Here is a 25,808-nt window from a genome sequence, read left to right as displayed (position 1 = left end):
AACCATGCTCGCCGCCGCCATCGTCGTCGCCGTGACCGCCCTGGTGCTCGCCGCCGCCGCCATGGCGGGCCTGCACTCCCACCCCCGCGACCGCCGCCTGGTGCCGCCACAGCCGGACGGGGGCGGCGCGGTGGCCGCCGCCCTGCCGCCGCCGCCTTCGGGCCTGGCGCGGCGGCTGCTGGCGGCCGGCTATGGCGGCGCCCGGGCGGTGACGGTGTTCCGGCTGGCGCGGCTGGGTCTGGCCGCATTGCTCGCCCTTGGCTTCCTCGCCGCCGCCGGGCTGCTGGATCTCGCCCCCGAGCCGGAGCGGCGGATCGCCCTGGCCTGCGGCCTGGCGGCCATGGGCTGGCTGCTCGCCTCCATCCATCTCGACCGCCGCGCCGGGAGCCGGCGCCTGGCCTTGCGCGACGGCTTCCCCGACAGCCTGGACCTGATGCAGGTCTGCGTCGAGGCCGGCCTGGGGCTCGACGCCGCCATCGCCCGCGTCGCCGCCGAGATCGGCGCCGCCCACCCGCTGCTGGGCGCCCATTATGCCCAGATGGGCCGCGAGCTGCGGGCCGGACGGGGGCGCGACGACGCCCTGCGCGGGCTGGCCGACCGGCTCGGCTTCGACGAGGCCAAGGCCTTCGCCGCCATGCTGATCCAGTCCGAGGCGCTGGGCAGCAGCATCGCCGACACCCTGCGCGCCTATGCCGAGGACATGCGCAGCCGCCGCCTGCTGGCCGCCGAGCAGAAGGCGCAGGAACTGGGGGTCAAGCTGTCGGTGCCGCTGATCCTGTTCATCCTGCCGGCGCTGATCATCGTCATCGTCACCCCCGCCGCCCATCGGATGGCCCGCCTGTTCTGGCCGCTGATCGACCGCGGCTTCTGACCCCGAGGACCCTGCCATGCCCCGCATCGCGCTGACCCTTCCCGCCGCCTTCCTGCTGTCCGCCTGCACGCTGCTGGCCGAGCCGCCCGAGGTGGCGGCGCCGCGTCCGGCCGAGACCGCGGCCCAGCTTGCCGCCGCCCGCCAGGACATGGAGGACGGCCATCCCGACGAGGCCGGGCGCCGCTATGCCCGCATCCTCGCCGCCGAGCCGGGAAATGCCGAGGCCCGCCTGGGCATGGCCGAGCTGCATCTGTCCCGCGGCCGCCCGCGCGAGGCATTGTCGCTGTTCGAGGCGCTGGCCGCCGACCCGGCCATGCACCCGGCGGCGGCGCAGGGGCGCGGGCTGGCATTGCTGGCGCTGGGGCGCCCCGCCGCCGCCGAGGATTCGCTGCGCCAGGCGGTGGCCGCCGCGCCCCGGCTGTGGCGGGCGTGGAACGGGCTGGGCCGGCTGGCCGATGCCGCCTTGCGCTGGGCGGATGCCGATGCCGCCTACGGCGCCGCCCTGGAGGCCGAGCCGCGGGCGGCGGCGGTGCACAACAACCGCGGCTTCTCGCTGCTGCTGCGCGGCCGCCACGCCGAGGCCGAGGCGGCGTTCCGCGCCGCCCTCGCCCTGGCGCCCCGGCTGGCGGTGGCGGCCGGCAATCTGCGCCTGGCCCTGGCCTGGCAGGGGCGCTACGACGAGGCCCTGGCCGGCGCCCCGCCGGACGAGGCGCCGGCGGCCCTGAGCGACGTCGGCGCCATCGCGCTGGCCCGTGGCGAGCTCGAGACGGCCGAGAGCTATCTCGGCCGCGCCCTGTCCGCCAGCCCCCGCCACCTGCCCGCTGCCGATCGCGGCCTGGCCGCCATCCGGCTGGCCCGCGCCGCCCGCTGACCCCGCCATATCCCCCGTCCCGGAGCCCCCACGGATGATGCCGACGCTTGCCCTCGCTTTGGTCGCCGCCATGTTCCTGGTCCCGCTGGTGCTCGCCGCCGGGTGGGACCTGGCCTGCTTCCGCATTCCCAACCGCCTGACCCTGGCCATGGCGCTGCTGTTCCCCCTGGCCGCCCTGCTGGCGCCGGTCCAGGTGGCGTGGGGCTGGCACGTCGCCGCCGGGTTCGGGGTGTTCGCCGCCGGTGCCGGCCTGTTCGCCATGGGCCTGATGGGCGGCGGCGACGTCAAGCTGATGGCGGCCGCCACCCTGTGGCTGGGGCTGCCCAATCTGGGGGCCTTCATGCTGCTGGTCAGCCTGTCGGGCGCCGCCCTCACCCTGGCCTTGCTCGGTCTGCGCGCCCTGCCCATCGGGCGTGGCGGCCCGCTGCCGGCGGTGCTGCACGCCAAGGCCGGCATTCCCTATGGGGTGGCCATCGCCACCGGCGGCATCCTGCTGGTCTGGCGCCTGCCCCTGCTGGGCGGCTGAGCATGGCGACGTCCGTTCGCATCGGCAGCGAAGACGGCGGCGCCGTCGCGGTGATGGCGGCGCTGGTGCTGGTGCCGCTGCTGGCCATGGCCGGCCTGGGCGTCGATGCCGCCCGCGCCTATCTGGTCCAGGCGCGGCTGTCGCAGGCGCTGGACGCCGCCGCCCTGGCCGGCGGGCGGGTGATGTTCGAGCCCGAGCGCGACGACGACGTGCGGCGCTACTTCCGCGCCAATCTGCCCGCCGGCTATCTCGGCGCCCGCATCGGCGACGTCGCCATTGCCGCCGGCGACGGCGGCGAGACCTTGACGGTGACCGCTTCGGCCATCCTCGACAACACCCTGATGGCGCTGGTCGGCCGTCCCACCATCGAGGTCGCCGCCGGTGCCACGGTGCACCGCGCCTCGCGCGGGATGGAGCTGGTGCTGGTGATGGACAATACCGGCTCGATGCTGAGCGCCGGCCGCATCGACGCCATGAAGGCCGGCGCCCGCGACCTGGTGGAGATCCTGTACGGAAACCGCGAGCGCATTCCCAATGTGTGGGTCAGCCTGGTGCCCTATACCGCCACCGTCAACATCGGCCCCGGAAACGGCGCCTGGCTGCCCCCCGGCGCCCTGGCGGCGCGCGACTACTCGGCCAGCCCGCAGGGATGGAAGGGCTGCGTCGAGGCCCGCGCCGCCAGCGGCAACGACACCACCGATGCGCCGCCCGCAATCGAGCGCTTCCTGCCCTTCCACTACCCGTCCGACAGCGACAACCATTACCCGCCGGCGGACGAGAGCACGGCGACCAACACCACCGGCAACAGCGGCCGCGGCCCCAATCTGGGCTGCCCGCCTTCCATCACCCCCATGCAGGCCGAGAAGTCCCGCATCCTCGCCGCCATCGACGCCATGGGACCCTGGCACCGCGGCGGCACCATGGCCAATCTCGGGCTGGCCTGGGGATGGCGGCTGCTCAGTCCGCGCTGGCGCGGCCTGTGGAGCGGCACCACGCCTCAGCTGCCGCTGGAGTACCGCACCGCGTACATGGACAAGGTGGTGGTGCTGCTGACCGACGGCGTCAACCAGTTCTACGACCAGCCGCCGGCCGGGCCGCAGGGCTCGGACTACACCGCCTATGGGCGGCTGGGCTGGGGCCGGCTGGGGACCACCAGCCTGACCACCGCCACCAACCGCGTCAACCAGCGCATGGCCGCCGCCTGCGAGGCCATGAAGGCCGAGGGGGTGACCCTCTACACCATCACCTTCGACGTGCCCAACGCCACCACCCGGGCGCTGTTCCTGGGCTGCGCCTCGAGGGCCGAGACCTACTTCGACTCGCCCACCAACGAGGCGCTGCGCGCCGCCTTCCGCCAGATCGGCACGACGCTCAGCAACCTGCGTTTGGCCCGCTAGGAGGACCCGCCATGCCCCGCCCTCGCCTGCTCGCCGCCGAGGACGGCGCCACCGCCATCGAGATGGCGGTAGCCCTGCCGGTGCTGATGCTGCTGCTGATGGTGATGGTGGAGAGTTTCGCCCTGGTCTGGGTCAACGCCGCCATGGAAAGCGCCCTGCGCGAGGCCGCCCGCTTCGGCCTGACCGGCTGGGCGCCGGCCGGCACCGACCGCCGCGCCGCCATCATGGACATCCTGCGCCGCCGCACCCTCGGCCTGGTCGATGACAGCAGCGCCACCATCGACATGCGGGTGTTCGGCGATTTCGGGCAGATCGGCGTGCCCGAGCCCTTCGACGACACCCTGGTGGTCAACGGCCGCCACGATGCCGGCGAGGAGTTCCGCGACATCAACGGCAACGGCCGCTGGGACGACGGCAGCGGCGACGAGGGCGCCGGCGGGCCGGGACAGGTGGTGTTGTATACAATCTCGTACCGCTCGCCCTTCCTCACCCCGCTGCAGCGCTGGATCGGCGGCGCCGGCGAGACCCTGGTGCGGGCCAGCGCGGTGGTCCGCAACGAGCCGTGGGACGGGGCGCCATGACGCGGCGGCACAAGGGGGATGCCGGAACCGCCCTGGTCGAGTTCGCCATCGTCCTGCCGGTGCTGGTGATCCTGCTGCTGGCCGGACTGCAATTCGCCAGCCTGATCCTGCTGACCCAGAAGGTGCAGCGGCTGGCCGCCACCCTGGGCGATTTGGTCGCCCAGGCCGAGACCCTGTCGCAGGCCCAGCTCGACGCCCTGTTCGCCGCCGGCCGCCATGTGCTGCTGCCGTTCGACCACCAGAGCGACGGCCGCACCATCGTCACCGCGGTGGGGCGCAGCGGCGGCGGCCCCGCCTTGGTGCTGTGGCAGCACGGCGATAGCGGCGCCCTGGCGGCGACCAGCGGCATCGGCAGCCCGGGCGGCGCGGCCGTGCTGCCCACCGGCTTCGAGCTGCGCGCCGACGAAACCGTGATCGTCTCCGAGGTCTTCCACGCCTTCCGCTCGGACCTGGCCAGCGCGATCCCCGTCCCGCCGGTTGTGTACGAGCAGGGCTTCTACCGCCCGCGCCTGGGCAGCCTCACCCGGCTTGACTGAGCGCCCGGTATTCAGTGGTGATGCGGCGCGGCCGGCGGCAGGGTTCCGGCGAAGAAATGGGCGATGGCGGCCAGCGGATCGGGCTCGGCGGTGGTGACCACCGTCACCCCCCGCGCCCCCAGCCGCCGGATGAAGCCCTCGCCGGCGCTGCCCGCGATGACCACATCGACGGCGAACAGCGGATGCGCGGACTCATCGCCACGGTACTCGTGCAGCACCATCTCCTTGTCCAGCTCCAGCCGAGGCCGTTCCTCCGGCGGCCGGCCGGCGGCCGCGTCGAACAGGCGGAAGCGGCGGGTCTTGCCGGGATGGGCGGTGACGGTCTTCCAGTTCTGGCTGGCGATCGCGATCAGCATGGCAGGGCCTCCGGGCGATACAGCGGCAGGATTCCATCGACGCCGAGGGTGCCGATCACCCCCTGGCGGCGCAGGTCGGTGAAACAGCGCGACACCGTTTCCGGGCGCAGGCCGAGGTGGTCGGCGATGTCGGCCAGCCGCATGGGCAGATGCAGGGCGGCGGGGCGGCCGGAACGCCGCCTGAGGTCGGCCAGGAACCCGGCCACCCGCTCGGGCGCCGTCATGCGGCCCAGGCACAGCAGCCGGTCATGGGCGTCCAGCAATTGCCGTCGCGCCACCTGGTGCAGCCGTTCCGACAATTCGGGATCGGCCTCGATGTCGTCGCGGCCGAAGCGGCAGAAGCTCGAGCGCTCCAGCGCCGTCGCGGTCTCGTGGTGGATGGAATCGGCGGTGAAGCCGAAAATGTCGCCGGGCAGCAGGAAGGCCAGCACCTGGCGGCGGCCGTCGGGCATCTGGCTGCTCAGCATGACCATGCCCTGGCGAAGACCGAACAGGTGATCCGCCGGGGCACCCGGGGTGAACAGCCGGGTCGCGGCGGCGGCGCCGAGATCGCCGGTGAGCGAACGCAGGCGGCCCAGGGTGCCGCCGTGAAGGCAGGCGCACAGACGGCCGCGGGCGGCGGCATTGGCGTGGCAGGCATCGGTCAGGGAAAACACGGCGCACCGTCCCCTTCGGAAAGGACGGGCCGGAGCCGCGGACGGCCCCGGCCCTGTTGCCTATTCTATTGGCCGCCGCCCAGCGAGTGGACGTAGACCGCCAGCATCTTGATGGTGTTGTCGTCAAGACGCCCGGCCCAGGCCGGCATGGAGCCGTGCTTGGGCTTGGTGATCTGGGCCACCACCATGTCCTTGGCGGCCTGATTGTTGCCCTTCCACAGCCAGATGGCGTTGTTGAGCGCCGGGGCGCCCAGGTCCTTGGAGCCCACGCCGCCTTCCTGGTGGCAGGCGGTGCAACGCTCGGCGAAGATGGCCTCGCCCGGCGAGCCGGCGGCGGGGGTCTTCGTCGACAGCGACACCACGTAATCGGCCAGCTGCCCGACCTGCTCGGCGCTTAAGGCATCCCCCGTGCCGAACGGCAGCATCTCGCTCTGGCGCGAATCCGCATGCTCGTTGCGGACGCCGAACTTGATGGTCTGCTCGATCTCGGCCAGGGTGCCGCCCCAGATCCACTCGTCATCGGCCAGGCGCGGATAGGCGCCGGCGACGCCGACACCACCCGAGCCATGGCAGGCCGAGCAGTTCTCGCCGAACGACACCTTGCCGCCCACCAGGGCGTAGTTGAGCAGGGTCTTGTCCTTGGCGATGTCCTCGACACTGGCGGTCTGGAACTTGGCCAGCCACGCGCCGCGGGCCTGCTTCTGGGCCTTCAGCTCGTTGTCGAGCTCGGCCCGCGAGGAATAGCCCAGCATGCCCTCGGTGTAGCCGTTGATGGTCGGCCAGGTCGGCATGGCGACCCAATAGGCGACGGACCAGACCACGCAGGCCCAGAACACGTAGACCCACCACTTCGGCAGAGGAGTGTTGAGCTCCTTGATGCCGTCCCACTCGTGCCCGGTCGTCATCTGACCGGAAACCGAGTCCTTCTCCATGGAAGCCATATCAGCGCTCCTTGTCTTCGTCGTCCCTCAAGGGGATGTCTGCGTAGGACTCGAACCTGTCCTTGTTTTTCGGACGGTAGGCCCAGAAGACGATCCCGAGGAACAGAACCATTAACCACAGACCCCAGAGGGGGCGGAGAACCTCGTTGACCAGAGTCTCGAGCAAGTTTCCCCTCCCCTACCGGTAGATCTTCTCGGGCTTGACGGTGGTGAAATCCACCATGGTGCCGAGGACCTGCAGGTACGCCACCAGGGCGTCCATCTCGGACACCACCTTGGGATCGCCGTCGAAGTCGCCGAACTTGGCGTTCGGATACCGCTTGACGACGCCCGAGGCCTCGGTGGCGGCGGGATCGGCCTGTTCCAGAAGATCCGCCTTGGCGTTCCGGATCTGCTCGTCGCTGTAGGGAACGCCGACGACCTTGAGGGCCTGCAGATGCGCCGGGGCGGAGTTGAAGGACAGCGGCCGCATCAGATGCGGATAGCCGGGCATGACGGATTCGGGAACGACGTCCCGGGGATTGATCATGTGGCGGACGTGCCAGTCGTTGGTGTACTTGCCCCCCACGCGGGCGAGGTCCGGCCCGGTGCGCTTCGACCCCCACTGGAACGGATGATCGTACTTGGACTCGGCCGCCAGGCTGTAATGGCCATAGCGCTCGATCTCGTCCTTGAAGGGGCGGACCATCTGGCTGTGGCACAGATAGCAGCCCTCCCGCACGTAGATGTTGCGGCCGGCCTGCTCCAGCGGGCTGTAGGGACGCACCCCCTGCACCTTCTCGATGGTGCTCTCGATGGTGAACAGCGGCACGATCTCGATCAGGCCGCCGGTGATCACCGTCAGCAGGATGCCGACGGCGAGCAGGAAGACGTTGGTCTCGAGTTTGGCGTGATGACGGAATACGGACATGGTCTCCCCCCCCTCAGCGGGCGCCGGCGGTCACGGGACGGATCGCCTCTTCGGCAACGTCGCCCTTGATCGTCTTGTAGAAGTTGTAGGCCATGATCAGCCCGCCGACCACGAACAGGGCACCGCCCAGCGCGCGGATCACGTAGTAGGGATGCATCGCCTCGACGGTCTCGATGAACGAGTACTGCAGGAAGCCCAGGCTGTCGTAGGCGCGCCACATCAGGCCCTGCATGATGCCCGAGATCCACATGGCGGTGATGTAGAGCACCACGCCCACCGTCGAGACCCAGAAATGCAGGCTGACCAGCTTCAGCGAGTACACCTCGTTGCGGCCCCACAGCTTGGGAACCAGGTAGTAGAGCGCGCCGAACGAGACGAAGGCCACCCAGCCGAGAGCGCCGGAGTGGACGTGGCCGACGGTCCAGTCGGTGTAGTGCGACAGCGAGTTGACCGCCTTGATCGACATCATCGGACCCTCGAAGGTCGACATGCCGTAGAAGGCCACCGACGAGACCAGGAACCGCATCACCGGATCGGTCCGCAGCTTGTCCCAGGCCCCAGACAGGGTCATCAGGCCGTTGATCATGCCGCCCCAGGACGGCATCCACAGCATGATCGAGAAGGTCATGCCCAGGGTCTGCGCCCAGTCCGGCAGCGCTGTGTAGTGCAGGTGGTGCGGGCCGGCCCAGATGTAGAGGAAGATCAGCGCCCAGAAATGCACGATGGACAGCCGGTAGGAATAGACCGGCCGCCCGGCGCGCTTGGGCACGAAGTAGTACATGATGGCCAGGAAGCCGGCGGTCAGGTAGAAGCCCACCGCGTTGTGGCCGTACCACCACTGGGTCATGGCGTCCTGCACGCCGGCGAACAGCGAATAGGACTTCCACCACTCATCGGCGCCGAACAGGACCGCCGGGACGGTCAGGTTGTTGCCCAGGTGCAGCATGGCGATGGTCAGGATGAACGCCATGTAGAACCAGTTGGCCACGTAGATGTGGGGTTCCTTGCGCTTCATGATGGTGCCGGCGAAGGCGATCAGGTAGCACACCCAGTTGACGGTGACCCACAGGTCCAGCCACCACTCGGGCTCGGCGTATTCGCGCCCCTGGGTGCCGCCCAGCACATAGGACAGCGCGGCGGCGACGATCATCGCCTGCCAGCTCCAGAAGATGAAGGTGGCGAAGCCCGAGCCGCCGAACAGGCTGGCGCGGGTGGTGCGCTGGACGACGTAGAACGACGTCCCCATCAGGACGCAGCCGCCGAAGGCGAAGATGACGCCCGAGGTGTGGACCGGCCGCAGGCGGCCGAAGGTGGTCCATTCGAGATCGAGGTTGAGGGCCGGGAAGGCCAGCTGCCAGGCGATGAAATCGCCCACCAGAAATCCGACGATCCCCCAGAAGACGGCCGCCAGAACGAACTTCCTGATGACGCCGTCCTCGTAGGGCGCGGCGTCGCCCAGGGTTCCGGCGCTTGCGTGTGTTGCGGACATGCACGAACTCCTTATCCGAAGTCACGCCTACGGCCGGCATCGGATCCCCCTTGCCAGTCGGGCGCGGCCGCAGAGCTTAGGCAGGCGTCCGCTGCGCGATCATTGCCAATTGTTATGCGAGTACTGATTTCTTCGAATGCAATACCGGGGCTCGCTTTCCCGCCGCCCAATGGGTATCGTCCTCGCCCATGAAGAAGAGCCGGATCGACGCCGCGTGGACGGGCAAGGCGGAATGCGGCCGGTGCGGCATCCGCGACCTGGTGCTGTTCGCCGACCTCGCCGAGCCCGATTTCAACCTGATCCACCTGCCCATCGAAGAGCGGGAGCTGGATGTCGAATCCGTGCTCTATTCGGCCGGACAGGACGGAAGCGCCCTGTTCACCGTGCGCACCGGCCTGGTGAAGCTGGTGCAGTACCTGCCCGAGGGGACCCTGCGCATCGTCCGCCTGCTGGGACCGGGCGCCACCGCCGGGCTGGAGGCGCTGCTCGGCCAGCCCTACGAGCATTCAGCCGTGGTGCTGCAGCGGGCGCTGGTCTGCCGCATCCCGCGCCAGGTGGTGGAGCGCCTCAGCACCGAGACGCCGCGCCTGCACGGCCAGCTGATGCAGCGCTGGCACGGCGCCCTGAAGCAGGCCGACGACTGGCTGACCGGCCTGTCCACCGGCAAGACCTCGCAACGCCTGGCCCGCCTGCTGCTGCACGTCATGGACCAGGACGGCAACGCCCCGCTGTTCAGCCGCGAGGATCTGGGCGCCATGCTGGGCGTCACCACCGTCCACGCCAGCCGCACCGTCGCCGAGTTCAAGCGCAACGGCGTCCTGCGCGAGCCGAAATCGGGCCGCTGCATCTGCGACCGCGCCCGCCTGGAATGCATCGCCACCGCCGAATGCTGACCCGCGACGCGGGCGACGCAGGGCAGACATGCTTCGCCGCGGTACCTCCTGCGCTTGCCCCATATTTAGAAGCAGCTAATATGCGCTCCGCCGAATATGCCTGTGAAAACGGGCAGGGGGGATGGCGATGGACCGTGCGCGTGGCGTTATCCTGCTGTTTGCCAGTCTCCTGGTCTTCTGGCTGGTGCTGAGCGGCACCGCCGCCTCGGACGTGGTTCTGGTCGGCATCGCCGCCGCCGCCGTAATCGCCATGGCCTTCGCCGGCAACCTGTCCTTCCTGGCCGAGTTCCGCGCCACCCCAAGCGCCGTCGTCGCCGCCTTCCTGTATGTGGGCTACTTCGCCAAGGAGCTGGTGAAGGCCAATCTGGCGGTGGCCCGCATCGTGACCTCGCCGGCCCTGCCGCTCAATCCCGGCTTCGTCAAGGTGCGCACCCGGCTGAAAAGCCGCGTCGGGCGGGCCCTGCTGGCCAATTCCATCACCCTGACCCCCGGCACCCTGACCGTCGAGATGGAGGGCGAATGGCTCTACATCCACTGGGTCAGCGTCGAATCGCCCGAGGTGGAGGCGGCCACCGCCGCCATCGTCGCCGGGTTCGAGCATTACCTGGAGGCGATGTATGGTTGAGCTTGTCGTCACCATCGCCGCCGGCCTTGCCGGCCTGGCCTTCCTGCTGGCCCTCTTCCGCTTCCTCAAGGGGCCGTCGGATGCCGACCGGGTGGTCGCCTTCGACGTGCTGACCATCATCGCCATCACCGGCATCGCCCTGGTCGCCCTGGCCGAGGGACGCGGCATCTACCTGGACGTGGCGGTGGTCTACGCGCTGCTGTCGTTCCTGGGGGTGATCGTGGTGGCCCGCTACCTGGAACGGGGGCTGTGATGCTCGACCTGGTGGGCGCATTCCTGCTTCTCGCCGGCACCGTCTTCCTGCTGCTGGGCGGCCTCGGGCTGGTGCGCATGCCCGATCTGTTCACCCGCATCCAGGCCGGCACCAAGGCCACCACCCTGGGCACCCTGCTGTCGCTGGGCGGCATCGCCTGCCTGCGCCCCGACTGGGCGCTGAAGCTGGCGGTCATCGGGCTGTTCGTCCTGTTCACCAACCCGCTGTCGTCGCAGGTGCTGGCCCGCGCCGCCCATCGCATCGGCACCGCCAAGGCGCCGGAAACCGCGATCGACCGCCTGGCCGAAGACAAGGGAGAGGCGTGATGGCCTGGATCACTCCGGCGCTGACCGTGCTGCTGGCGGCGGCCATGATCGGCGCCGCCCTGGTCGCCGTTCTCGGGCGCAGCCTGCCCATCGCCATCCTGGCGGCCGGGCTGGTCAGCCTGCTCGCCTCGGTGCTGTTCCTGGTGCTGGCCTCGCCCGACGTGGCGATGACCGAGGCGGCCATCGGCAGCGGCCTGACCACCTTCCTGTTCTTCTTCGTCCTCGGCCGCGTGCGGGGAGGCGAACATGATTAGGCGCGCCGCCGCCCTGGCCCTGATCGCCGCCCTCGGGGCGCTGCTGCTGCCGCTGCTGCTGGGCTACCACCCCGACGAGGCGCTGAACCTCACCGCCTGCTATTACGCCGAGCGCACCGCCGCCGATCTGGGCGCCGCCAACATCGTCACCGCCATCGTGGTGACCTATCGCGGCCTCGACACCCTGGGCGAGGTCACCGTGCTGTTCCTGTCGGCGGCGGTGGTCGGGCTGGTGCTGGCCCGCGGCCGCACCGCCACCACCGGCGGCCGCCCCCGCCTGCCGGCCGGCGAGCTGCTGACCACCGGCAGCCGGCTGCTGGCGCCGCTGATCATGCTTCTCGGCATCTACATCTTCGTCAACGGCCACCTCACCCCCGGCGGCGGCTTCCAGGGCGGCGCGGTGATCGCCTCGGGCGTGCTGCTGCTGCTGCTGGCCGAGCCCGGCCGCCGCCTCGGCCATCGGGTCATCGCCCTGGTCGAATCGCTGTCGGGACTGGCCTATGTGGCCATCGGCGTGGCCGGACTGGTTTATGCCGGCGGCTTCCTCGACAACCGCATCCTGCCCATCGGCACCCTGGGCGAGCTGGCCTCGGCCGGCGCCATCCCGGTCATCTATTCGCTGATCGGCCTCAAGGTCGGCGCTGAGTTCTCGTCCATGCTGGCCAATCTGTCCGAGACGGAGGAGCTTTAGATGGCCCACATCGCCTTGGCCACCGGCTTCCTGCTGTTCCTGATCGGGCTTTACGGGGCGCTGACCAACCGCAACCTGCTGCGCATGATCGTCGCCTTCACCGTCGCCGATGCCGGCATCAACGTGGTGATCGTGGCGGTCGGCCATATGCGCGGGCGCACCGCCCCCATCCTGGACGGCGCCGTTCCCGCCGCCGAGGCGGCGTCGCGCATCATCGACCCGGTGCCGCAGGCGCTGGTGCTGACCGCCATCGTCATCGGCGTCGGCATCACCGCGCTGATGCTGGCCTATGCCTACAAGCTGTACGAAGCCCGGCGCAGCCTGGATATCGGCAAGTTCATGGAGCTCAAATGGTGAGCCCGCTCGTCCTGATCGCGGCGCCGCTGGCCGGCGCCTTCCTGCTCGGCCTGGTGCGCTGCCCGCGCGCGGCCCTCGCGGTGACCCTGGCCACCCTGGGGCTGGCCGCCGCCGCCGCCGGCTGGTGGGTGTGGCAGCTGGGCTGGGCCGGCGCCGAGGCGGTCGAGGTGTTCACCGCCGGCACCCCGCCGCCCTTCGCCATCGCGCTCCGCATGGGCCTGCCCGAGGCGGCGCTGACCCTGGTGATCACCCTGACCGGCCTGCTGTCGGCGCTGCACATGCAGGACAACCTGGCCGAGACCGGTCACCGCGCCATGGCGGTGCTGCTGGTGGCGGTGATGGCCTATTGCGGCATCGTGCTGACCCGGGACCTGTTCAACCTGTTCGTCTTCTTCGAGCTGGCCGCCATCGCCACCGCCGGGCTGATCCTGCTGTCGGCGGATGCCCGCGCCCTGGGCGCCGGCTTCAAGTACCTGGTGGTGTCGCAGGTGATCTCGGCCCTGCTGCTGATCGGCATCATCTTCACCTACCACGCCACCGGCACCCTGTACCTGGACGGGATCGCCGCCGCCGCGGCCAAGCCGGCGCTGGCCTTCTTCCTGGTGTTCATCGCCATCGCCGCCGAGCTGAAGCCCTTCCCCGCCAATGGCTGGGCGCTGGACGTCTATGAATCGTCCCATCCCGCCTTCTCGGCGCTGATCTCGGCCGCCGCCGGGGCGGCCTCGCTCTATGCCGCCGACAAGCTGCTGACGGTGGGCGGCCCGGCCTGGCTGCCGGCGGCCACCGCCATCGGCATCGTCACCTTCGTCGCCGGCAACCTGCTGGCCCTGCCCCAGGGCAACGACCGCCGCCTGCTGGGCTATTCCTCGGTGGCCCAGATCGGGCTGGTGCTGGCCGTCGCCGGCCAGCGCGACGTGCTGGGCGAGCATTATCACTTCGTCGCCTTCGGCCTGCTGGCCTCGCACGCGGTGGCCAAGGCCGGGCTGTTCTGGCTGTCGGGCATGGTGGCGGAACGCGGCCTCGCCGCCTGGGCCGCCTTGCGCGCCCGCCCGCCCCTGATCTTCGCCTTCGCCACCTTCGTGGCGATGCTGGCCGGCCTGCCCCCCTTCCCCGGCTTCTACGCCAAGTGGGAGCTGGTGCGGGTGCTGGCCGCCGAGGGCCGGCTGGTGCTGCTCGGGCTGATCCTGTTCGGCGCCCTGCTCGAGGCCGGCTACCTGTTCCGCTGGTTCGGCTTCGCCCTCAAGCGCGAGCCGTCGGGTGAAGGGCTGGCCTGCGCGCCGTCCAAGGGCATCCCGGTGCTGGCGGCGGTGCTGGCGGCCTGGGGCCTGGCCTGGCAGTGGGGCGATGCCTCGGCCCAGGCCAACCTGCTGCTGGGGCTGCCGCTGCTGTTCGCGCTGGCTTTCGTGCTGCTGGACTGGCTGCCGGCCTGGGTCAAGAACACCCTGGCCATCGCCGGCCTGGCCGCCTGGTTCGCCCTGACCCTCGGCCAATACGACCCGCTGCGGCTGATCTTCGCCGTCATCATGCTGGCCGGCGGCGCCGTCACCCTGCTGGCCAGCTACCACGCTCACGGCCGGCGCATCGGCTTCTATCCCTCGGCCATGCTGATGTATGCCGGGCTGGCGCAGCTGATCCTGGCCGCCGACACCTTCTCGTTCTTCGCGGCGTGGGAGATCCTGACCGTCGGGTCCTATTTCCTGATCCTGCGCGGCAGGCATTCCGAGCCGCACGCGCTGTCGTACATCGTCTTCTCGCTGGGCGGCGCCTTCCTGATCCTGGCCGGCTTCGCGGTGGCCGCCGACGGCGCCGCCAGCTTCGCCGTGGCCGATCTCGCCACCCTGGCGGCGCCGGTGGCGCCCTGGGTGTTCCTGATGCTGGCCATCGGGTTCATGACCAAGACCGCCTCCATCGGCCTGCATGTCTGGCTGCCCGGCGCCCATGCCGAGGCCGAGACCGACGTCTCGCCCATGGTGTCGGGCATCCTGCTGAAGGCCGGCCTGTTCGGCCTGGCGGTGCTGCTGCTGGCCATGGGCCGGCAGAAGCTGGGGGGCATCGACCTCACCCTGGCCATGCTGTGGATCGGCGCCGCCTCGGCCCTGCTGGGCAACCTGATGGCCATCTTCCAGGAGGATGCCAAGCGCCTGCTCGCCTATTCCTCCATCGGACAGATGGGCTACGCGCTGTTCGGCCTGGCCATGATGAACCATTTGGGCTGGTTGATGGCGCTGATGTTCGTCATCAACCACTACATCTACAAATCCATGCTGTTCCTGGCGGTGGGCGGCGTCGCCAAGCGCACCGGCACCCGCGACATGTACCGCATGGGCGGCCTGATCAACCTGATGCCGCTGTCGTTCATCTCGGTCCTGGTCGGCATCATCGCCATGTCGGGGGTGCCGCCGCTGTCCGGCTTCGGCGGCCGCTGGATCTTCTACAACGCGCTGCTGACCGCCGAGTCCCGGCTGCCGATGATCCTGATCTTCTTCTCGGGTCCCATCGCGTTCCTGTACCTGTTCCGGCTGATCCACACCATCTTCCTGGGCCAGCTGAAGGACGAGCACCGCCGCGTCAAAGAGGCGCCGTTCTGGCTGATGGTGCCGCAGATGATCTACGTGGTGCTGCTGATCGCCTTCGCGCTGGTGCCCGGGGTGGCGCTGCGGCAGGTGGATGGGCATCTGGGCGGCCTGCTGCCGGCCGGCGGGCTGAGCTGGGACGGCCTCACCATCACCAGCGATTTCGGCTATTGGAACCCGGTGGCGATCATGGTCATCGTCGGGATCATCTTCACCACGCTGTTCCTGTGGCTGGTGTTCGTCAACCGCCGCGCCCAGAAGGTGAAGCAGTTCAACATCGTCTTCGCCGCCGAGCGGCCCTTCCGGCCCGAGACCACCCATTTCGCCTGGAACTTCTTCGCCCCCTACCGCAAGGCCCTGGGCTTCCTGGTGCAGCCGGTCGCCACCGGCTTCTGGAACGGGATCTCGGGGGGATTGCACGCCGGGGCCGACTTCACGCGCAGGCTCTATACCGGCAACGCCCAGACCTACGCCGTGCACCTGCTGGTGTTCGTGGTGGCGGTCCATCTGTTCATGACGGGGATGTAGGCCATGGACTTCGACTGGATGAAGATCCCCTACGCGCTGCTGACCCTGTTCATCGTGGTCAATTACGGCATGCTGCAGAACGCCCTGATCGCCAAGATCGGCGCCCGGGTGGGGCGGCGGCGCGGCATTCCGATCTGGCAGAACTACGCCGACCTGATCAAGAACTACTCCATCCGCAGCTCCATCACCCACGGCGTCATGTACTACCTGGGGCCGGTGTTCCGCCTGTCGGGCGGCGTCGGGCTGCTGCTGTTCGTGCCGTCGCTGTATGGCTCCGAGATGTTCTCGAACCTGTCCTTCGCCGGCGATCTGATCCTGGCGCTGTACTTCATCTTCTTCGGCACCCTGGGTATGGCCTTGGGCGCGGCGGAAAGCGGCCACCCTTACGCCGCCATCGGCATCACCCGCGGCCTGCAGCAGGTGAGCGCGGCCGAGCTGCCCATGGCCCTGGCGGTGTTCTCGGTGGCGCTGCAGTACCAGACCCTGTCGGTCACCGAGATCGTCGCGGCGCAGCAGGGCGGCTTCCAGAACTGGACCCTGTTCACCAACCCGCTGGCGGTGGCGGCGGCCATGCTGTCCTTCCTGGGCTCCATGATGCGCCCGCCCTTCGACGTGGTGCTGGCGCCGCAGGAGATCCCCATCGGCCCGCCGACCGAGTACCACTCGTCCTATCTGGCGCTGATGCAGACCAACCGGGCGATCTTCCCCATCGCCAAGATCGTCATCTACATGAACCTGTTCTTCGGCGGCGCCACCATCTGGCCGGAATTCTTCCTGAAGGTCTTCCTGATCTACATGGTCTCGGTGCTGGTGGGCGTGGTCCATCCGCGGTTCCGGGTGGAGCAGTCCATCCGCTGGTTCCTGGTGTGGGCGGTGCCCATTGGCATCCTGTCCATCGTGCTGGTGTGAGGGCGTGATGAGAGACGAACTGCAAAAGCGCGTGGTCAAGGGTCCCGACGGCGTCGAATTCGAGGTCGAGCCGCTCAAGGACTATTACTGCGAGGCGCCGCCGGCCGAGCATCCCCCCGCCTATCTCAAGATCGTCGAGGACCTGTTCAACTGGGCCCGTTCGCAGTCGCTGTGGATCCTGGGCTTCGGCACCGGGTGCGGCGCCATCGAGATGCGGCCGCTGATGACGCCCCGCTTCGACGCCTATCGCTACGGCGTGCAATGGCGCCCGACGCCGCGCCAATCCAACCTGTTCATCATCTCGGGGTATCTCTCGGTCAAGACCCTGAAGCGGGTGATCCGCTCCTACGAGCAGATGCAGAACCCCAAATACGTGGTCGGTCTCGGCTCGTGCACCATCAACGGCGGCATGTACTGGGATTCCTACAACACCATCAAGCGCCTGGACGATTACCTGCCGGTCGACCTCTACATCGCCGGCTGCATGCCACGGCCCGAGGCGTTGCTGGCCGGCTTCGAGACGCTGAAGCACATCATCCGCGAGGGCAAGGCCGAGGGCGCCAACCTCTATGCCCGGAACTTCGACTGGTACAAGGCGAACCAGAAGAAGGTGATCCACGACTGGGACATGCCCGACTACAACTGGTAGGCCAAGATGCGCGCGCTCCTCGACAGCCTGAAGTCCCTGTACCCGCTGGACGACATCGTCCTGCAGCGGCCCGACCTCGCCTTCGCCACGGTGCCGGCGGCGCAGGTGCGCGGCCTGCTGCACCACCTGAAGGAGCGCGAGGGCTTCACCCATCTGGTGCTGCTGACGGCGGTGGACTGGCTCGAGGACGGCATGTTCCAGCTCACCTACCTGCTGCACGACCGGGCGCGGGCCCGCGATCTCGGCCTGCGCACCCTGATCCGGCGCGACCGTGCCACCATGGACGGCATCCACGATCTGTGGCCGACCGCCGCCACCTACCAGCGCGAGCTGAAGGAGATGTTCGGCATCGACTTCCCCGGCAGCCCCGGTGTGGACGATCCCTTCGTGCTGGAGGGCTGGACCGACCTTCCGCCCTATCGCCGCGACTTCGACACCAAGGATTTCTCGGAGCGCAACTTCAACCACCGCGAGGGCCGGGTGACCCATGATCCGGCCGCCCACATGAAGCGGCACCTCTATCCGGACGAGGCGTGAGATGGCCCTCTACACCCCCGACCGCAGCCAGTACCCCGCCGCCCTGCCCGATGGCTCGCTGGAGTTCGACCTCGCCTCCGGCAAGTACCTGAAGCTGTGGCAGGGGCCGCAGCATCCCGGCATCACCGGCAACATGTCGCTGGAGCTGACCGTCTGCGGCGACGAGATCGTCCACGCCCGCACCCATGTGGGATACCTGCATCGCGGCTTCGAGAAGCTGATGGAGCGCCGCACCTTCATCCAGTGCTTCCCCATCGTCTGCCGCATCTGCGTGCCCGAGCCCGATTTCAACGAATACTGCTACGCCCAGGCGGTCGAGGAACTGGCCGGCATCGAGGCCCCCGAGCGGGCCCGCTGGATCCGCACCCTGATTTTGGAAATGGGCCGCATCAACAGCTACATGATGTATCTGGGCGGCCAGGCCGGCAGCCTGGGCCAGGCGGTGATCGGGCAGTGGACCACCTATGGCCGCGACCTCATGCTCGACCGCTTCGAGGAGCTGACCGGCGCCCGCATCTACCACATGTTCATCCTGCCCGGCGGCGTCCGCGACGGCCTGCCCGACGGCTTCGAGACGCGCATGGAGGAGACCCTGCGCGAGATCGAGCGGATCATGGCCGACGTCGAGGACGTCATGTTCCACAACGCGGTGTTCAAGACCCGCACCGTCGGCCAGGGCATCATCCGCCCGGAATGGATCGAGGATTATGGGGTGACCGGCCCCAACGCGCGGGCCGCCGGGGTGGTCAAGGACGTGCGCAAGGACCAGCCCTACCTGGTCTATCCCGAGCTGGACTTCGAGCCGGTGTCGGGCACCGACTCGGACGTCTTCACCCGCGCCGACGTGCGCCGCCGCGACGTCCACGTCTCCATCGACCTGGTGCGCCAGATCCTGGCCCGGATGCCCAAGGACGGGCCGCTGATGGCCAAGGTCCCCAACGTGCTGCACTGGAAGATCCCCAAGGGCGAGACCTATGTGCGCGGCGAATGCTCGCGCGGGGAGTACGGCTATTACCTGGTCACCGACGGCAGCGGCTATCCGCGCCGGGTCAACGTGCGCGGGCCGTCCTACACCCACGCCATGGCGCTGCTGGAAAAGATGATCGTCGGCGTCAACATCGCCGACGTGGCCGGGCTGATGGTGTCGCTGCACACCTATCCGCCCGAGATCGAGAGGTAAAGATGAGCCTCAAGGACGTCCTCTCGCCCTTCACCGCCTGGAAGTACGTCTTCCGCGATCCGGTGACCATCGAAAACCCCTTGCGCGACCGCCCCGGCGCGGCCCGCTACCGCGGCTTCCACAAGAACGACCCCGAGCTGTGCATCGGCTGCGGCACCTGCGAGACCATCTGCCAGAACGGCGCCATCGACATGGTCCCCGCCCCCGGCCGCGATCCCAGGCAGGGCGATTCGGCCCTGCGCCCGCGCATCGATTACGGCCGCTGCTGCTGGTGCGCGCTGTGCGTCGATGTGTGCATGACCAAGTCGCTGTCCATGTCCAACGAGTACATCTGGGTCGATCGCGACCCCGATGCCTTCCGCTTCACCCCCGGCATCGATTCCAAGCGCTGGGACAGTGCCGAATTGGGCTACCACCGCCCCGAGCACCACCGGCTGGTGCCCGAGCACCGCCCCCACATGGGCGAGCTGGAGCCCGAGGAGCGCATCGGCTCCTTCGCCGAGATCGTCGACGGCTACACCGTCGAGCAGGCCCGGGCCGAGGCCGATCGCTGCGTCTCGTGCGGGCTGTGCATCGCCACCTGCCCGGCCCACATGGACATTCCCAACTACATCGCCGCCATCCGCGACGGCGATTACCGGCACGGGCTGGAGCTGCTGTACCGCACCAATCCGTTCTCGGAGATCTGCGGCCGCGTCTGCACCCACAAATGCGAGACGGTGTGCGCCGCCGGCCATACCGGCGAGCCGGTGGCCATCCGCTGGCTGAAGCGCCACATCGTCGATCAGGTGCCCTACGAGCAATACCGCGACGTGCTGGCCCCGCCGGCCCCCGCCACCGGCCGCACGGTCGCCGTGGTCGGCGCCGGCCCGGCCGGGCTGACCGCCGCCTTCGACCTCGCCCGGCTGGGCCATGCCGTCACCGTGTACGAGGCGCTGGACAAGCCCGGCGGCATGACCCGCTGGGGCATCCCCGAATACCGCCTGCCCTACGACATCATCGACCGCGACGTCGATGTGATCCGCTCCATGGGCGTCGATCTGCGCTGCGGCCAGCGCATCGGCGGCGACGTCACCCTCGGGCAGTTGCGCGACGGCCACGACGCGGTGGTGCTGGCCCTGGGCCTGCAGATGGGCCGCGCCACCCGCATTCCCGGGTCCGACCACCCCGACGTGCGCAAGGCGGTGGACCTGTTGCGCCAGGCCACGGCGGGCGAGGATTTCGGCACACCGCAACAGGCGGTGGTGATCGGCGGCGGCAACGTCGCCATGGACATCGCCCGCACCCTGGCCCGCCTGCAGAAGCAGGCGTTCGGCACGGTCCGGGTGACGGTGACGGCCCTCGAGGACTTCGCCCATTTCCTCGCCGATCCCGACGAGATCAAGGAATCGTTCGAGGAAGGCGTGGTCATCCTCGATGCCCGCGGGCCGCAGGCGGTGGTGATCGAGGACGGCGAGGTCGCCGGGCTGAAGACCTGGAAGGTCAAGTCCATCTTCGACGAGCAGGGCCGCTTCGCCCCCAGCTACGACGAGACCGACGAGATGATCCACCCCGGCAGCATGGTGGTCGAGGCCATCGGCCAGATGACCGACACCGCGCTGCTGGGCGAGGACCTGACCGAAAAGCTGGCCTGGAACCGCGGCCGGCTGCAGGTGGATGCCAAGGGCCGCACCAGCGAACCCTGGCTGTGGGCGGCCGGAGACATGGTGCGCGGCCCCGACGTGGTCTCGGCGGTGGCCGACGGCCACCGGGTCGCCGCCGGCATCCACGCCGCCCTGACCGGCAAGGAGGACCAGGCATGAGCCAAGACAGCCACGGCATGGAGATGCTGCGCTCGAAGACCACCCTGGCGGAGGTCCTCGATGTGGCCATCTCGTTCGAATGCGCGGCGCGCGACTTCTATACCGCCCTGGTCCCCAGGGTGAGCAAGCGCATCCGCTGGCTGGTCGAGGATCTGGCCGCCGAGGAGCAGCGCCATTTCGACATGTTCACCGAGCTGGCCGGCCGCGCCGACCTGTTCGAGCAGGTCAAGACAGAGCTGCAGCGCACCGCCGCCGACAGCAAGTTCTCGGACTGCCTGCACCTGCCCGATCTGGGCGAGCAGCCCGACGATCAGGCGGTGCTGCAATACGCCATGGGCCGCGAGCACGCCGCCATGCTGCATTACGGCGAACTGGCGGATTCGACGCCTCCCGGCCCCATCCGCGACCTGTTCGCCTTCCTCGCTGGCGAGGAGACCAGGCACAAGCTCGAGCTGGAAAAGCTCTATTACGAGTTGGTCCATCGCGGCGGCGGCGTTTAATCACCATGCTGCGACGCAGCAGGTTGGACTTGACCGCACGCATATAGGTAATATTACTTATGCCCGAGCGCATTTTCGCGCCAGGGAGACAGCCATGCGCTGGGGAATGTCGGCGGCCGCGGCCGCGTTTTGTGCGGTTCCGGTTTTCGCCGAAGCGTCCGAACGGGCGGTCGCCTACAGCACCGATCCGCTCTCCCAGGCGGTGGTCGGGCTGCTGCTGGCCGGGCTGTTCGGTCTGCTGATCCTGGAAAAGGTGCACAAGACCCTGGCCGCCGGCCTAGTGGTCGCCATCCTGGTGGTGATCGACACGGTGACGCCCCTGAAGGTGATGGATTTCGAGACGGCGGTGCGCGACGTCGACTGGAACGTCATCTTCCTGCTGGGCTCGATGATGATCATCGTCTCGGTGCTGATCGAGACCCGGCTGTTCGACTGGCTGACCGCCCACATGATCGCCGCCGCCCACGGCCGCGCCGAGCCCTTGGTCCGCATCATCTGCGCCGGCACCGGTTTCCTGTCGGCCTTCGCCGACAACGTCACCACCGTGCTGTTCATGGCCCCCATGGCGCGCAAGGTGGCCGGGGTGCTGGGCATCTCGGTGTGGGCCTTCGGCATGCCGATGATCATGGCCGCCAATATCGGCGGCACCGCGACGCTGATCGGCGATCCGCCCAACGTCATCATCGGCGTGGCGGCCGACCTCACCTTCATGCTGTTCATCTACTTCCTGGCCGTGCCGGTCATCTTCATGATGATCGCGCTGAATTTCTTCGCCACCTGGTTCTACCGCGCCGACATCGCCCAGGCCCGCGCCCACGAGGGCCGCGAGGCCGAGGAGGTGCTGCTGGAGCACCCCAAGGTGCTGAAATGGGCGCTGGCCATCGTGGCGCTGACCTTCCTCGGCTTCTTCACCCACAGCCTGACCCATCTGCCGGTGGGCGTGGTGGCCTTCGTCGGCGCGGTGGCGGTGATGGCCGGGCGCTGCTTCATCCTGCAGAAGCACGGCGGCGGCCACCATGCGGTGGGCGCCTTCACCCATTCCTTCGAACGCGGCATCGAGTGGCTGACCCTGGGGTTCTTCATCTTCCTGTTCATGGCCATCTCGTCGGCCGAGCACACCGGCCTGATCCACAGCGCCGCCATGCTGCTGCAGGACATGATCGGCTGGGTGTCGGCCACCTTCGGCTTCGGCCTGAAGGCCAAGCTGCTGACCGCGGCGCTGCTGATCCTGGTGTTCAGCGCGGTGATCTCGGCGCTGGTCGACAACATCCCCTACACCATCGCCGCGGTGGCCATCGTCCGCGTGCTGGTGGGCGGCTTCGCCGACGAGCTTGCGGCGGCCGGCATCGCCGATGCCGCCCTGGCCGCCGACGGGCTGTGGTGGGCGCTGGCCCTGGGGGCCTGCCTGGGCGGCAACGCCACCCTGATCGGCGCAAGCGCCAACGTCACCACCGTCGGCATCATGGAAAAGAACGGCCACCCCATGGGCTTCGTCGAATTCCTGAAGTTCGGCACCCCGACCGCATCCATCACCATCGCCATTTCGGCCGTCTACCTGACCCTCTACGTCTTCGTCGGCGCGGTGGAGACCAACGTGGCCGGTGCCGCCCTGCTGGTCGCCCTGGCCGTCCTGGCCCTGGCCCGCCGCCGCCTGGGGGGCGTCCGCTCCGCGGCGTGACGGGTTCCCAACAGGCGGGCGTGTCGCAACCCCGACAACGCGCCCGCCTCGGGTTCATCAAGGCCCTGTAATTCCGCGATTCCCGTCCTTGGCCCGGTGATTGCATTCCTCCTCTCCAACCGTTGAGGAGGGCCGCCACCCATGCTCAAGCACAAGATCGCCGAGTTGATGAACGAGCCCGGCTGCGCCACCAACCAGGCGAAGTCGGACAAGGACCGCAAGAAGGGCTGCGGCAAGCAGCTCACCCCCGGCGCCGCCGCCGGCGGCTGCGCCTTCGACGGTGCCAAGATCGCGCTGCAGCCCATCACCGACGTGGTCCACCTGGTGCACGGCCCCATCGCCTGCGAGGGCAATTCCTGGGACGGCCGCAATTCGTGGAGCACCGGCTCCACCCTCTACCGCCTGGGCTTCACCACCGACATGCAGAACCTCGACATCGTCAACGGTGGCGAGAAGAAGCTGTACAAGGCGATCAAGCGGGCCATCGCGCGCCACAACCCGCCGGCGGTGTTCGTCTACCAGACCTGCGTCGGCGCGCTGATCGGCGACGACGTCGACGCGGTGTGCAAGGCCGCCACCGAGCGCCTGGGCGTGCCGGTGGTGCCCGTCAACGCCCCGGGCTTCGTGGGCTCGAAGAATCTCGGCAACCGCCTGGGCGGCGAGGCGCTGTTCGAGCACGTCATCGGCACCCATGAACCCGACGACGTCGGCCCCACCGACATCAACATCCTGGGCGAGTACAACGTCGCCGGCGAACTGGACCAGTTCCGGCCGCTGTTGGCCCGCCTCGGCATCCGGCTGCGCTGCTCCATCACCGGCGACGCCCGCTATCTCGACGTGGCCTCGTCGCACACCGCCAAGGCCAACATGGTGCTGTGCAGCCAGGCCCTCATCACCCTGGCCCGCAAGATGAAGGAGACCTGGGGCATCCCCTATTTCGAGGGCTCGTTCTACGGCATCTCCGACACCTCGGACGCGCTGCGCAACATCGCCCGCATGCTGGTCGAGCAGGGCGCCGATGCCACCCTCTCCCAGCGCACCGAGGCGCTCATCGCCGAGCAGGAGGCCCTGGCCTGGGCCCGTCTCGCCGCCTACAAGCCGCGCCTCGCCGGGCGCAAGGTGCTGCTCTACACCGGCGGCGTCAAAAGCTGGTCGGTGATCCAGGCGCTGCAGGAAGTGGGCATGGAGGTGGTCGGCTCCTCGGTGCGCAAGGCCACCGAGGCCGACAAGAAGAAGGCCCTGGAGCGCCTGGGCGGCGACGAGGACAAGCTGGCCGACGCCATCACGCCCAAGGACATGTACGCCATGTTCAAGGACGGCAAGGCCGACATGATGCTGTCGGGCGGGCGCTCGCAGTTCATCGCGCTGAAGGCCCGCACCCCCTGGCTGGACATCAACCAGGAACGCCACCACGGCTATGCCTGCTACGACGGCATGGTCGAGCTGGTGCGCCAGATCGACCTGATGATCAACAACCCCGTCTGGGACCAGGTGCGCAAGCCGGCGCCCTGGGAGGAGGCCTGAACCATGGCGCTGGTCATCAACCACAACAAGCCGCTTTCCACCAGCCCGCTGAAGACCAGCGCGCCGCTGGGCGCCGCCATGGCCTTCATGGGCATGGAGGGCAGCCTGCCGCTGTTCCACGGTTCGCAGGGCTGCACCGCCTTCGCCCTGGTGATGATGGTGCGCCACTTCCGCGAGGCGATCCCGCTGCAGACCACCGCCATGAACGAGGTCTCGACCATCCTGGGCGGCTCGGACCAGGTCGAGCAGGCGCTGGTCAACATCGTCAAACGGGCCAAGCCGAAGATCATCGGCCTGGTCTCCACCGCGCTGACCGAGACCCGCGGCGAGGACATGAAGGGCGACCTCAAGCTGATCATGGCCGGCAACGCCGCTTTGGCCGACACCAAGGTGGTGTTCTGCTCGGCCCCCGATTTCGACGGTTCGCTGGAGACCGGCTGGGGCAAGGCGGTGGGCGCCATGATCGACGCCCTGGTCGAGCCGCCCAAGGGCGCGGCGCCCCTGAAGCGCGTCAACGTGCTGGCCGGCTGCCACCTGACCCCCGGCGACATCGAGGCGCTGAAGGAGATCATCGAGGATTTCGGCCTCGAGCCGGTAATCCTGCCCGACCTGTCCGGCTCGCTCGACGGCCACGTCCCCGACGCCTACGTCCCCACCACCCTGGGCGGCACCACCCTGGAGGAGGTCCGCGGCATGGGCCGCGCCATGCTCACCATCGCGGTGGGCGAGCACATGCGCATCTCGGCCGAGAAGCTGCATGCCCGCACCGGCGTGCCCTATCTGGTGCTGGACCGCCTGACCGGGCTCGAGGCGGTCGATCGCCTGATGGTGGCGCTGTCCACCGCCGCCGCCATCCCGGTTCCCGCCAAGTACCGGCGCCAGCGCTCGCAGCTGGTGGATGCCATGCTGGACGGCCATTTCTATTTCGCCGGCCGCCATCTGGCCATCGCCGGCGAGCCCTCGTTCCTGTGGACCTACGCCAAGCTGGCGGCCGAGCTGGGCGCCGAGATCGTCGCCGCGGTCTCGGCCCTGCCCTCGCCCCACCTCTCGGACCTGCCCTGCGAGCGGGCGGTGATCGGCGATTTCGAGGACCTGGAAGACCAGATCCTGGAGGCCGGCGGCGCCGACCTGATCATCGCCAATTCCAATGGCCGCCTGATCGCCGGCCGCCTCGGCCTGGCCCATCACCGCGCCGGCTTCCCGGTGTTCGACCGCCTCGGCGCGGCGCACCAGACCACCCTGGGCTACCGCGGCACCCGCGACCTGATCTTCACCCTCGGCAACATCCTGATGGAGCGGCCGTCCCACGGCCACGATGCCTGCACCCATACGGAGCACAGCCATGGCGACCCGGCGATTGCGGTTGGTTGAGCCGGATGCGGACAGCCCGGGGCC

General features: G+C 69.1%; 29 protein-coding genes. 23 read left to right on the top strand and 6 right to left on the bottom strand.

Going from position 1 to position 25,808, the window contains the following annotated elements; all coding sequences use genetic code 11:
• Nucleotides 1-4 precede the first annotated feature (4 nt).
• Genes MTBUT4_RS16240 through MTBUT4_RS16215 form a run of 6 tightly spaced genes read left to right on the top strand, consistent with a single transcriptional unit; the run spans nucleotide 5 to nucleotide 4,782 of the window.
• The gene (locus MTBUT4_RS16240; protein ID WP_173980738.1) at nucleotides 5-871 is read left to right on the top strand and encodes a type II secretion system F family protein; all 867 of its coding nucleotides are present in this window, start codon (nucleotides 5-7) and stop codon (nucleotides 869-871) included.
• 16 nt (nucleotides 872-887) lie between these two features.
• A complete protein-coding gene (locus MTBUT4_RS16235) occupies nucleotides 888-1,742 on the top strand; it encodes a tetratricopeptide repeat protein (RefSeq protein ID WP_173980737.1) in 855 nt (284 codons plus the stop codon).
• Between the two features lie 34 nt (nucleotides 1,743-1,776).
• Complete coding sequence (locus tag MTBUT4_RS16230) at nucleotides 1,777-2,268, top strand: prepilin peptidase (protein ID WP_217424192.1); 492 nt, start codon at nucleotides 1,777-1,779, stop codon at nucleotides 2,266-2,268.
• 2 nt (nucleotides 2,269-2,270) lie between these two features.
• Nucleotides 2,271-3,665 (top strand): pilus assembly protein TadG-related protein, encoded by a 1,395-nt coding sequence (locus MTBUT4_RS16225; protein ID WP_173980736.1) that lies wholly within the window; start codon nucleotides 2,271-2,273, stop codon nucleotides 3,663-3,665.
• Between the two features lie 11 nt (nucleotides 3,666-3,676).
• Nucleotides 3,677-4,246: a TadE/TadG family type IV pilus assembly protein gene (locus MTBUT4_RS16220; protein ID WP_173980735.1), complete on the top strand. Its 570-nt coding sequence runs from the start codon at nucleotides 3,677-3,679 to the stop codon at nucleotides 4,244-4,246.
• Complete coding sequence (locus tag MTBUT4_RS16215) at nucleotides 4,243-4,782, top strand: TadE/TadG family type IV pilus assembly protein (RefSeq protein WP_173980734.1); 540 nt, start codon at nucleotides 4,243-4,245, stop codon at nucleotides 4,780-4,782. The genes MTBUT4_RS16220 and MTBUT4_RS16215 overlap by 4 nt, the downstream gene beginning before the upstream one ends.
• Nucleotides 4,783-4,793: 11 nt before the next feature.
• Here MTBUT4_RS16215 and MTBUT4_RS16210 read toward each other — a convergent pair whose 3' ends face one another.
• From MTBUT4_RS16210 to ccoN, 6 genes are all read right to left on the bottom strand, one after another.
• Complete coding sequence (locus MTBUT4_RS16210; protein ID WP_173980733.1) at nucleotides 4,794-5,138, bottom strand: NifB/NifX family molybdenum-iron cluster-binding protein; 345 nt, start codon at nucleotides 5,136-5,138, stop codon at nucleotides 4,794-4,796.
• Nucleotides 5,132-5,794, bottom strand: a complete 663-nt coding sequence (locus MTBUT4_RS16205; protein WP_173980732.1) for a Crp/Fnr family transcriptional regulator — start codon at nucleotides 5,792-5,794, stop codon at nucleotides 5,132-5,134. Before MTBUT4_RS16205 ends, MTBUT4_RS16210 begins: the two co-directional genes overlap by 7 nt.
• Before the next feature lie 65 nt (nucleotides 5,795-5,859).
• Nucleotides 5,860-6,735 carry a cytochrome-c oxidase, cbb3-type subunit III gene (gene ccoP, locus MTBUT4_RS16200; RefSeq protein WP_173980731.1) on the bottom strand — a complete coding sequence of 292 codons (876 nt, stop codon included), beginning with the start codon at nucleotides 6,733-6,735 and terminating at the stop codon, nucleotides 5,860-5,862.
• Nucleotide 6,736: 1 nt separating this feature from the next.
• Nucleotides 6,737-6,901 (bottom strand): cbb3-type cytochrome c oxidase subunit 3, encoded by a 165-nt coding sequence (locus tag MTBUT4_RS16195; RefSeq protein ID WP_173980730.1) that lies wholly within the window; start codon nucleotides 6,899-6,901, stop codon nucleotides 6,737-6,739.
• A 12-nt stretch (nucleotides 6,902-6,913) separates the two neighbouring features.
• Nucleotides 6,914-7,645, bottom strand: a complete 732-nt coding sequence (gene ccoO / locus MTBUT4_RS16190; protein ID WP_173980729.1) for a cytochrome-c oxidase, cbb3-type subunit II — start codon at nucleotides 7,643-7,645, stop codon at nucleotides 6,914-6,916.
• Between the two features lie 13 nt (nucleotides 7,646-7,658).
• The gene (gene ccoN, locus MTBUT4_RS16185; RefSeq protein WP_173980728.1) at nucleotides 7,659-9,134 is read right to left on the bottom strand and encodes a cytochrome-c oxidase, cbb3-type subunit I; all 1,476 of its coding nucleotides are present in this window, start codon (nucleotides 9,132-9,134) and stop codon (nucleotides 7,659-7,661) included.
• 188 nt (nucleotides 9,135-9,322) lie between these two features.
• On the opposite strand from ccoN, the gene MTBUT4_RS16180 reads away from it, so the two are divergent.
• The 17 genes from MTBUT4_RS16180 to nifN all read left to right on the top strand — a co-directional run bounded on the left by MTBUT4_RS16180 (nucleotide 9,323) and on the right by nifN (nucleotide 25,784).
• On the top strand, nucleotides 9,323-10,027 hold the full coding sequence (locus tag MTBUT4_RS16180; protein WP_173980727.1) for a Crp/Fnr family transcriptional regulator: 705 nt from the start codon (nucleotides 9,323-9,325) through the stop codon (nucleotides 10,025-10,027).
• Between the two features lie 127 nt (nucleotides 10,028-10,154).
• A complete protein-coding gene (locus MTBUT4_RS16175; protein ID WP_217424191.1) occupies nucleotides 10,155-10,652 on the top strand; it encodes a Na+/H+ antiporter subunit E in 498 nt (165 codons plus the stop codon).
• Complete coding sequence (locus MTBUT4_RS16170; RefSeq protein ID WP_173980725.1) at nucleotides 10,645-10,905, top strand: monovalent cation/H+ antiporter complex subunit F; 261 nt, start codon at nucleotides 10,645-10,647, stop codon at nucleotides 10,903-10,905. The genes MTBUT4_RS16175 and MTBUT4_RS16170 overlap by 8 nt, the downstream gene beginning before the upstream one ends.
• A complete protein-coding gene (mnhG, locus tag MTBUT4_RS16165) occupies nucleotides 10,905-11,231 on the top strand; it encodes a monovalent cation/H(+) antiporter subunit G (protein WP_173980724.1) in 327 nt (108 codons plus the stop codon). Before MTBUT4_RS16170 ends, mnhG begins: the two co-directional genes overlap by 1 nt.
• Nucleotides 11,231-11,485: a hydrogenase subunit MbhD domain-containing protein gene (locus MTBUT4_RS16160; RefSeq protein WP_173980723.1), complete on the top strand. Its 255-nt coding sequence runs from the start codon at nucleotides 11,231-11,233 to the stop codon at nucleotides 11,483-11,485. The genes mnhG and MTBUT4_RS16160 overlap by 1 nt, the downstream gene beginning before the upstream one ends.
• Nucleotides 11,478-12,176: a Na(+)/H(+) antiporter subunit B gene (locus MTBUT4_RS16155; protein ID WP_173980722.1), complete on the top strand. Its 699-nt coding sequence runs from the start codon at nucleotides 11,478-11,480 to the stop codon at nucleotides 12,174-12,176. The genes MTBUT4_RS16160 and MTBUT4_RS16155 overlap by 8 nt, the downstream gene beginning before the upstream one ends.
• Nucleotides 12,177-12,533, top strand: a complete 357-nt coding sequence (locus MTBUT4_RS16150; protein WP_173980721.1) for a sodium:proton antiporter — start codon at nucleotides 12,177-12,179, stop codon at nucleotides 12,531-12,533. It abuts the gene before it with no gap.
• Nucleotides 12,530-15,634 (top strand): proton-conducting transporter membrane subunit, encoded by a 3,105-nt coding sequence (locus MTBUT4_RS16145; protein ID WP_217424190.1) that lies wholly within the window; start codon nucleotides 12,530-12,532, stop codon nucleotides 15,632-15,634. The genes MTBUT4_RS16150 and MTBUT4_RS16145 overlap by 4 nt, the downstream gene beginning before the upstream one ends.
• Before the next feature lie 3 nt (nucleotides 15,635-15,637).
• Complete coding sequence (locus tag MTBUT4_RS16140) at nucleotides 15,638-16,543, top strand: respiratory chain complex I subunit 1 family protein (RefSeq protein WP_173980719.1); 906 nt, start codon at nucleotides 15,638-15,640, stop codon at nucleotides 16,541-16,543.
• Between the two features lie 7 nt (nucleotides 16,544-16,550).
• Nucleotides 16,551-17,192: an NADH-quinone oxidoreductase subunit B family protein gene (locus MTBUT4_RS16135; RefSeq protein ID WP_173980718.1), complete on the top strand. Its 642-nt coding sequence runs from the start codon at nucleotides 16,551-16,553 to the stop codon at nucleotides 17,190-17,192.
• Between the two features lie 6 nt (nucleotides 17,193-17,198).
• Nucleotides 17,199-17,729, top strand: coding sequence for an NADH-quinone oxidoreductase subunit C (locus MTBUT4_RS16130; RefSeq protein WP_173980717.1), 531 nt, complete (start codon nucleotides 17,199-17,201; stop codon nucleotides 17,727-17,729).
• Nucleotide 17,730: 1 nt separating this feature from the next.
• On the top strand, nucleotides 17,731-18,909 hold the full coding sequence (locus MTBUT4_RS16125) for an NADH-quinone oxidoreductase subunit D (RefSeq protein WP_173980716.1): 1,179 nt from the start codon (nucleotides 17,731-17,733) through the stop codon (nucleotides 18,907-18,909).
• Nucleotides 18,910-18,911: 2 nt separating this feature from the next.
• Entirely contained in the window at nucleotides 18,912-20,711 is a 1,800-nt protein-coding gene (locus MTBUT4_RS19845; protein ID WP_173980715.1) for an FAD-dependent oxidoreductase, read from the top strand.
• Complete coding sequence (locus MTBUT4_RS16115; protein ID WP_173980714.1) at nucleotides 20,708-21,211, top strand: ferritin family protein; 504 nt, start codon at nucleotides 20,708-20,710, stop codon at nucleotides 21,209-21,211. The genes MTBUT4_RS19845 and MTBUT4_RS16115 overlap by 4 nt, the downstream gene beginning before the upstream one ends.
• 94 nt (nucleotides 21,212-21,305) lie before the next feature.
• Nucleotides 21,306-22,889 carry an SLC13 family permease gene (locus tag MTBUT4_RS16110; protein ID WP_173980713.1) on the top strand — a complete coding sequence of 528 codons (1,584 nt, stop codon included), beginning with the start codon at nucleotides 21,306-21,308 and terminating at the stop codon, nucleotides 22,887-22,889.
• Nucleotides 22,890-23,030: 141 nt separating this feature from the next.
• A complete protein-coding gene (gene nifE, locus MTBUT4_RS16105; protein WP_173980712.1) occupies nucleotides 23,031-24,413 on the top strand; it encodes a nitrogenase iron-molybdenum cofactor biosynthesis protein NifE in 1,383 nt (460 codons plus the stop codon).
• Nucleotides 24,414-24,416: 3 nt separating this feature from the next.
• Nucleotides 24,417-25,784, top strand: coding sequence for a nitrogenase iron-molybdenum cofactor biosynthesis protein NifN (gene nifN, locus MTBUT4_RS16100; RefSeq protein WP_173980711.1), 1,368 nt, complete (start codon nucleotides 24,417-24,419; stop codon nucleotides 25,782-25,784).
• The last annotated feature ends 24 nt before the right edge of the window (nucleotides 25,785-25,808 follow it).

The sequence above is a fragment of the Magnetospirillum sp. UT-4 genome (assembly GCF_902729435.1).
In the GTDB taxonomy this organism is placed as follows: Bacteria; Pseudomonadota; Alphaproteobacteria; order Rhodospirillales; family Magnetospirillaceae; genus Magnetospirillum.
This window is presented reverse-complemented; position numbering and strand designations above follow the sequence as displayed.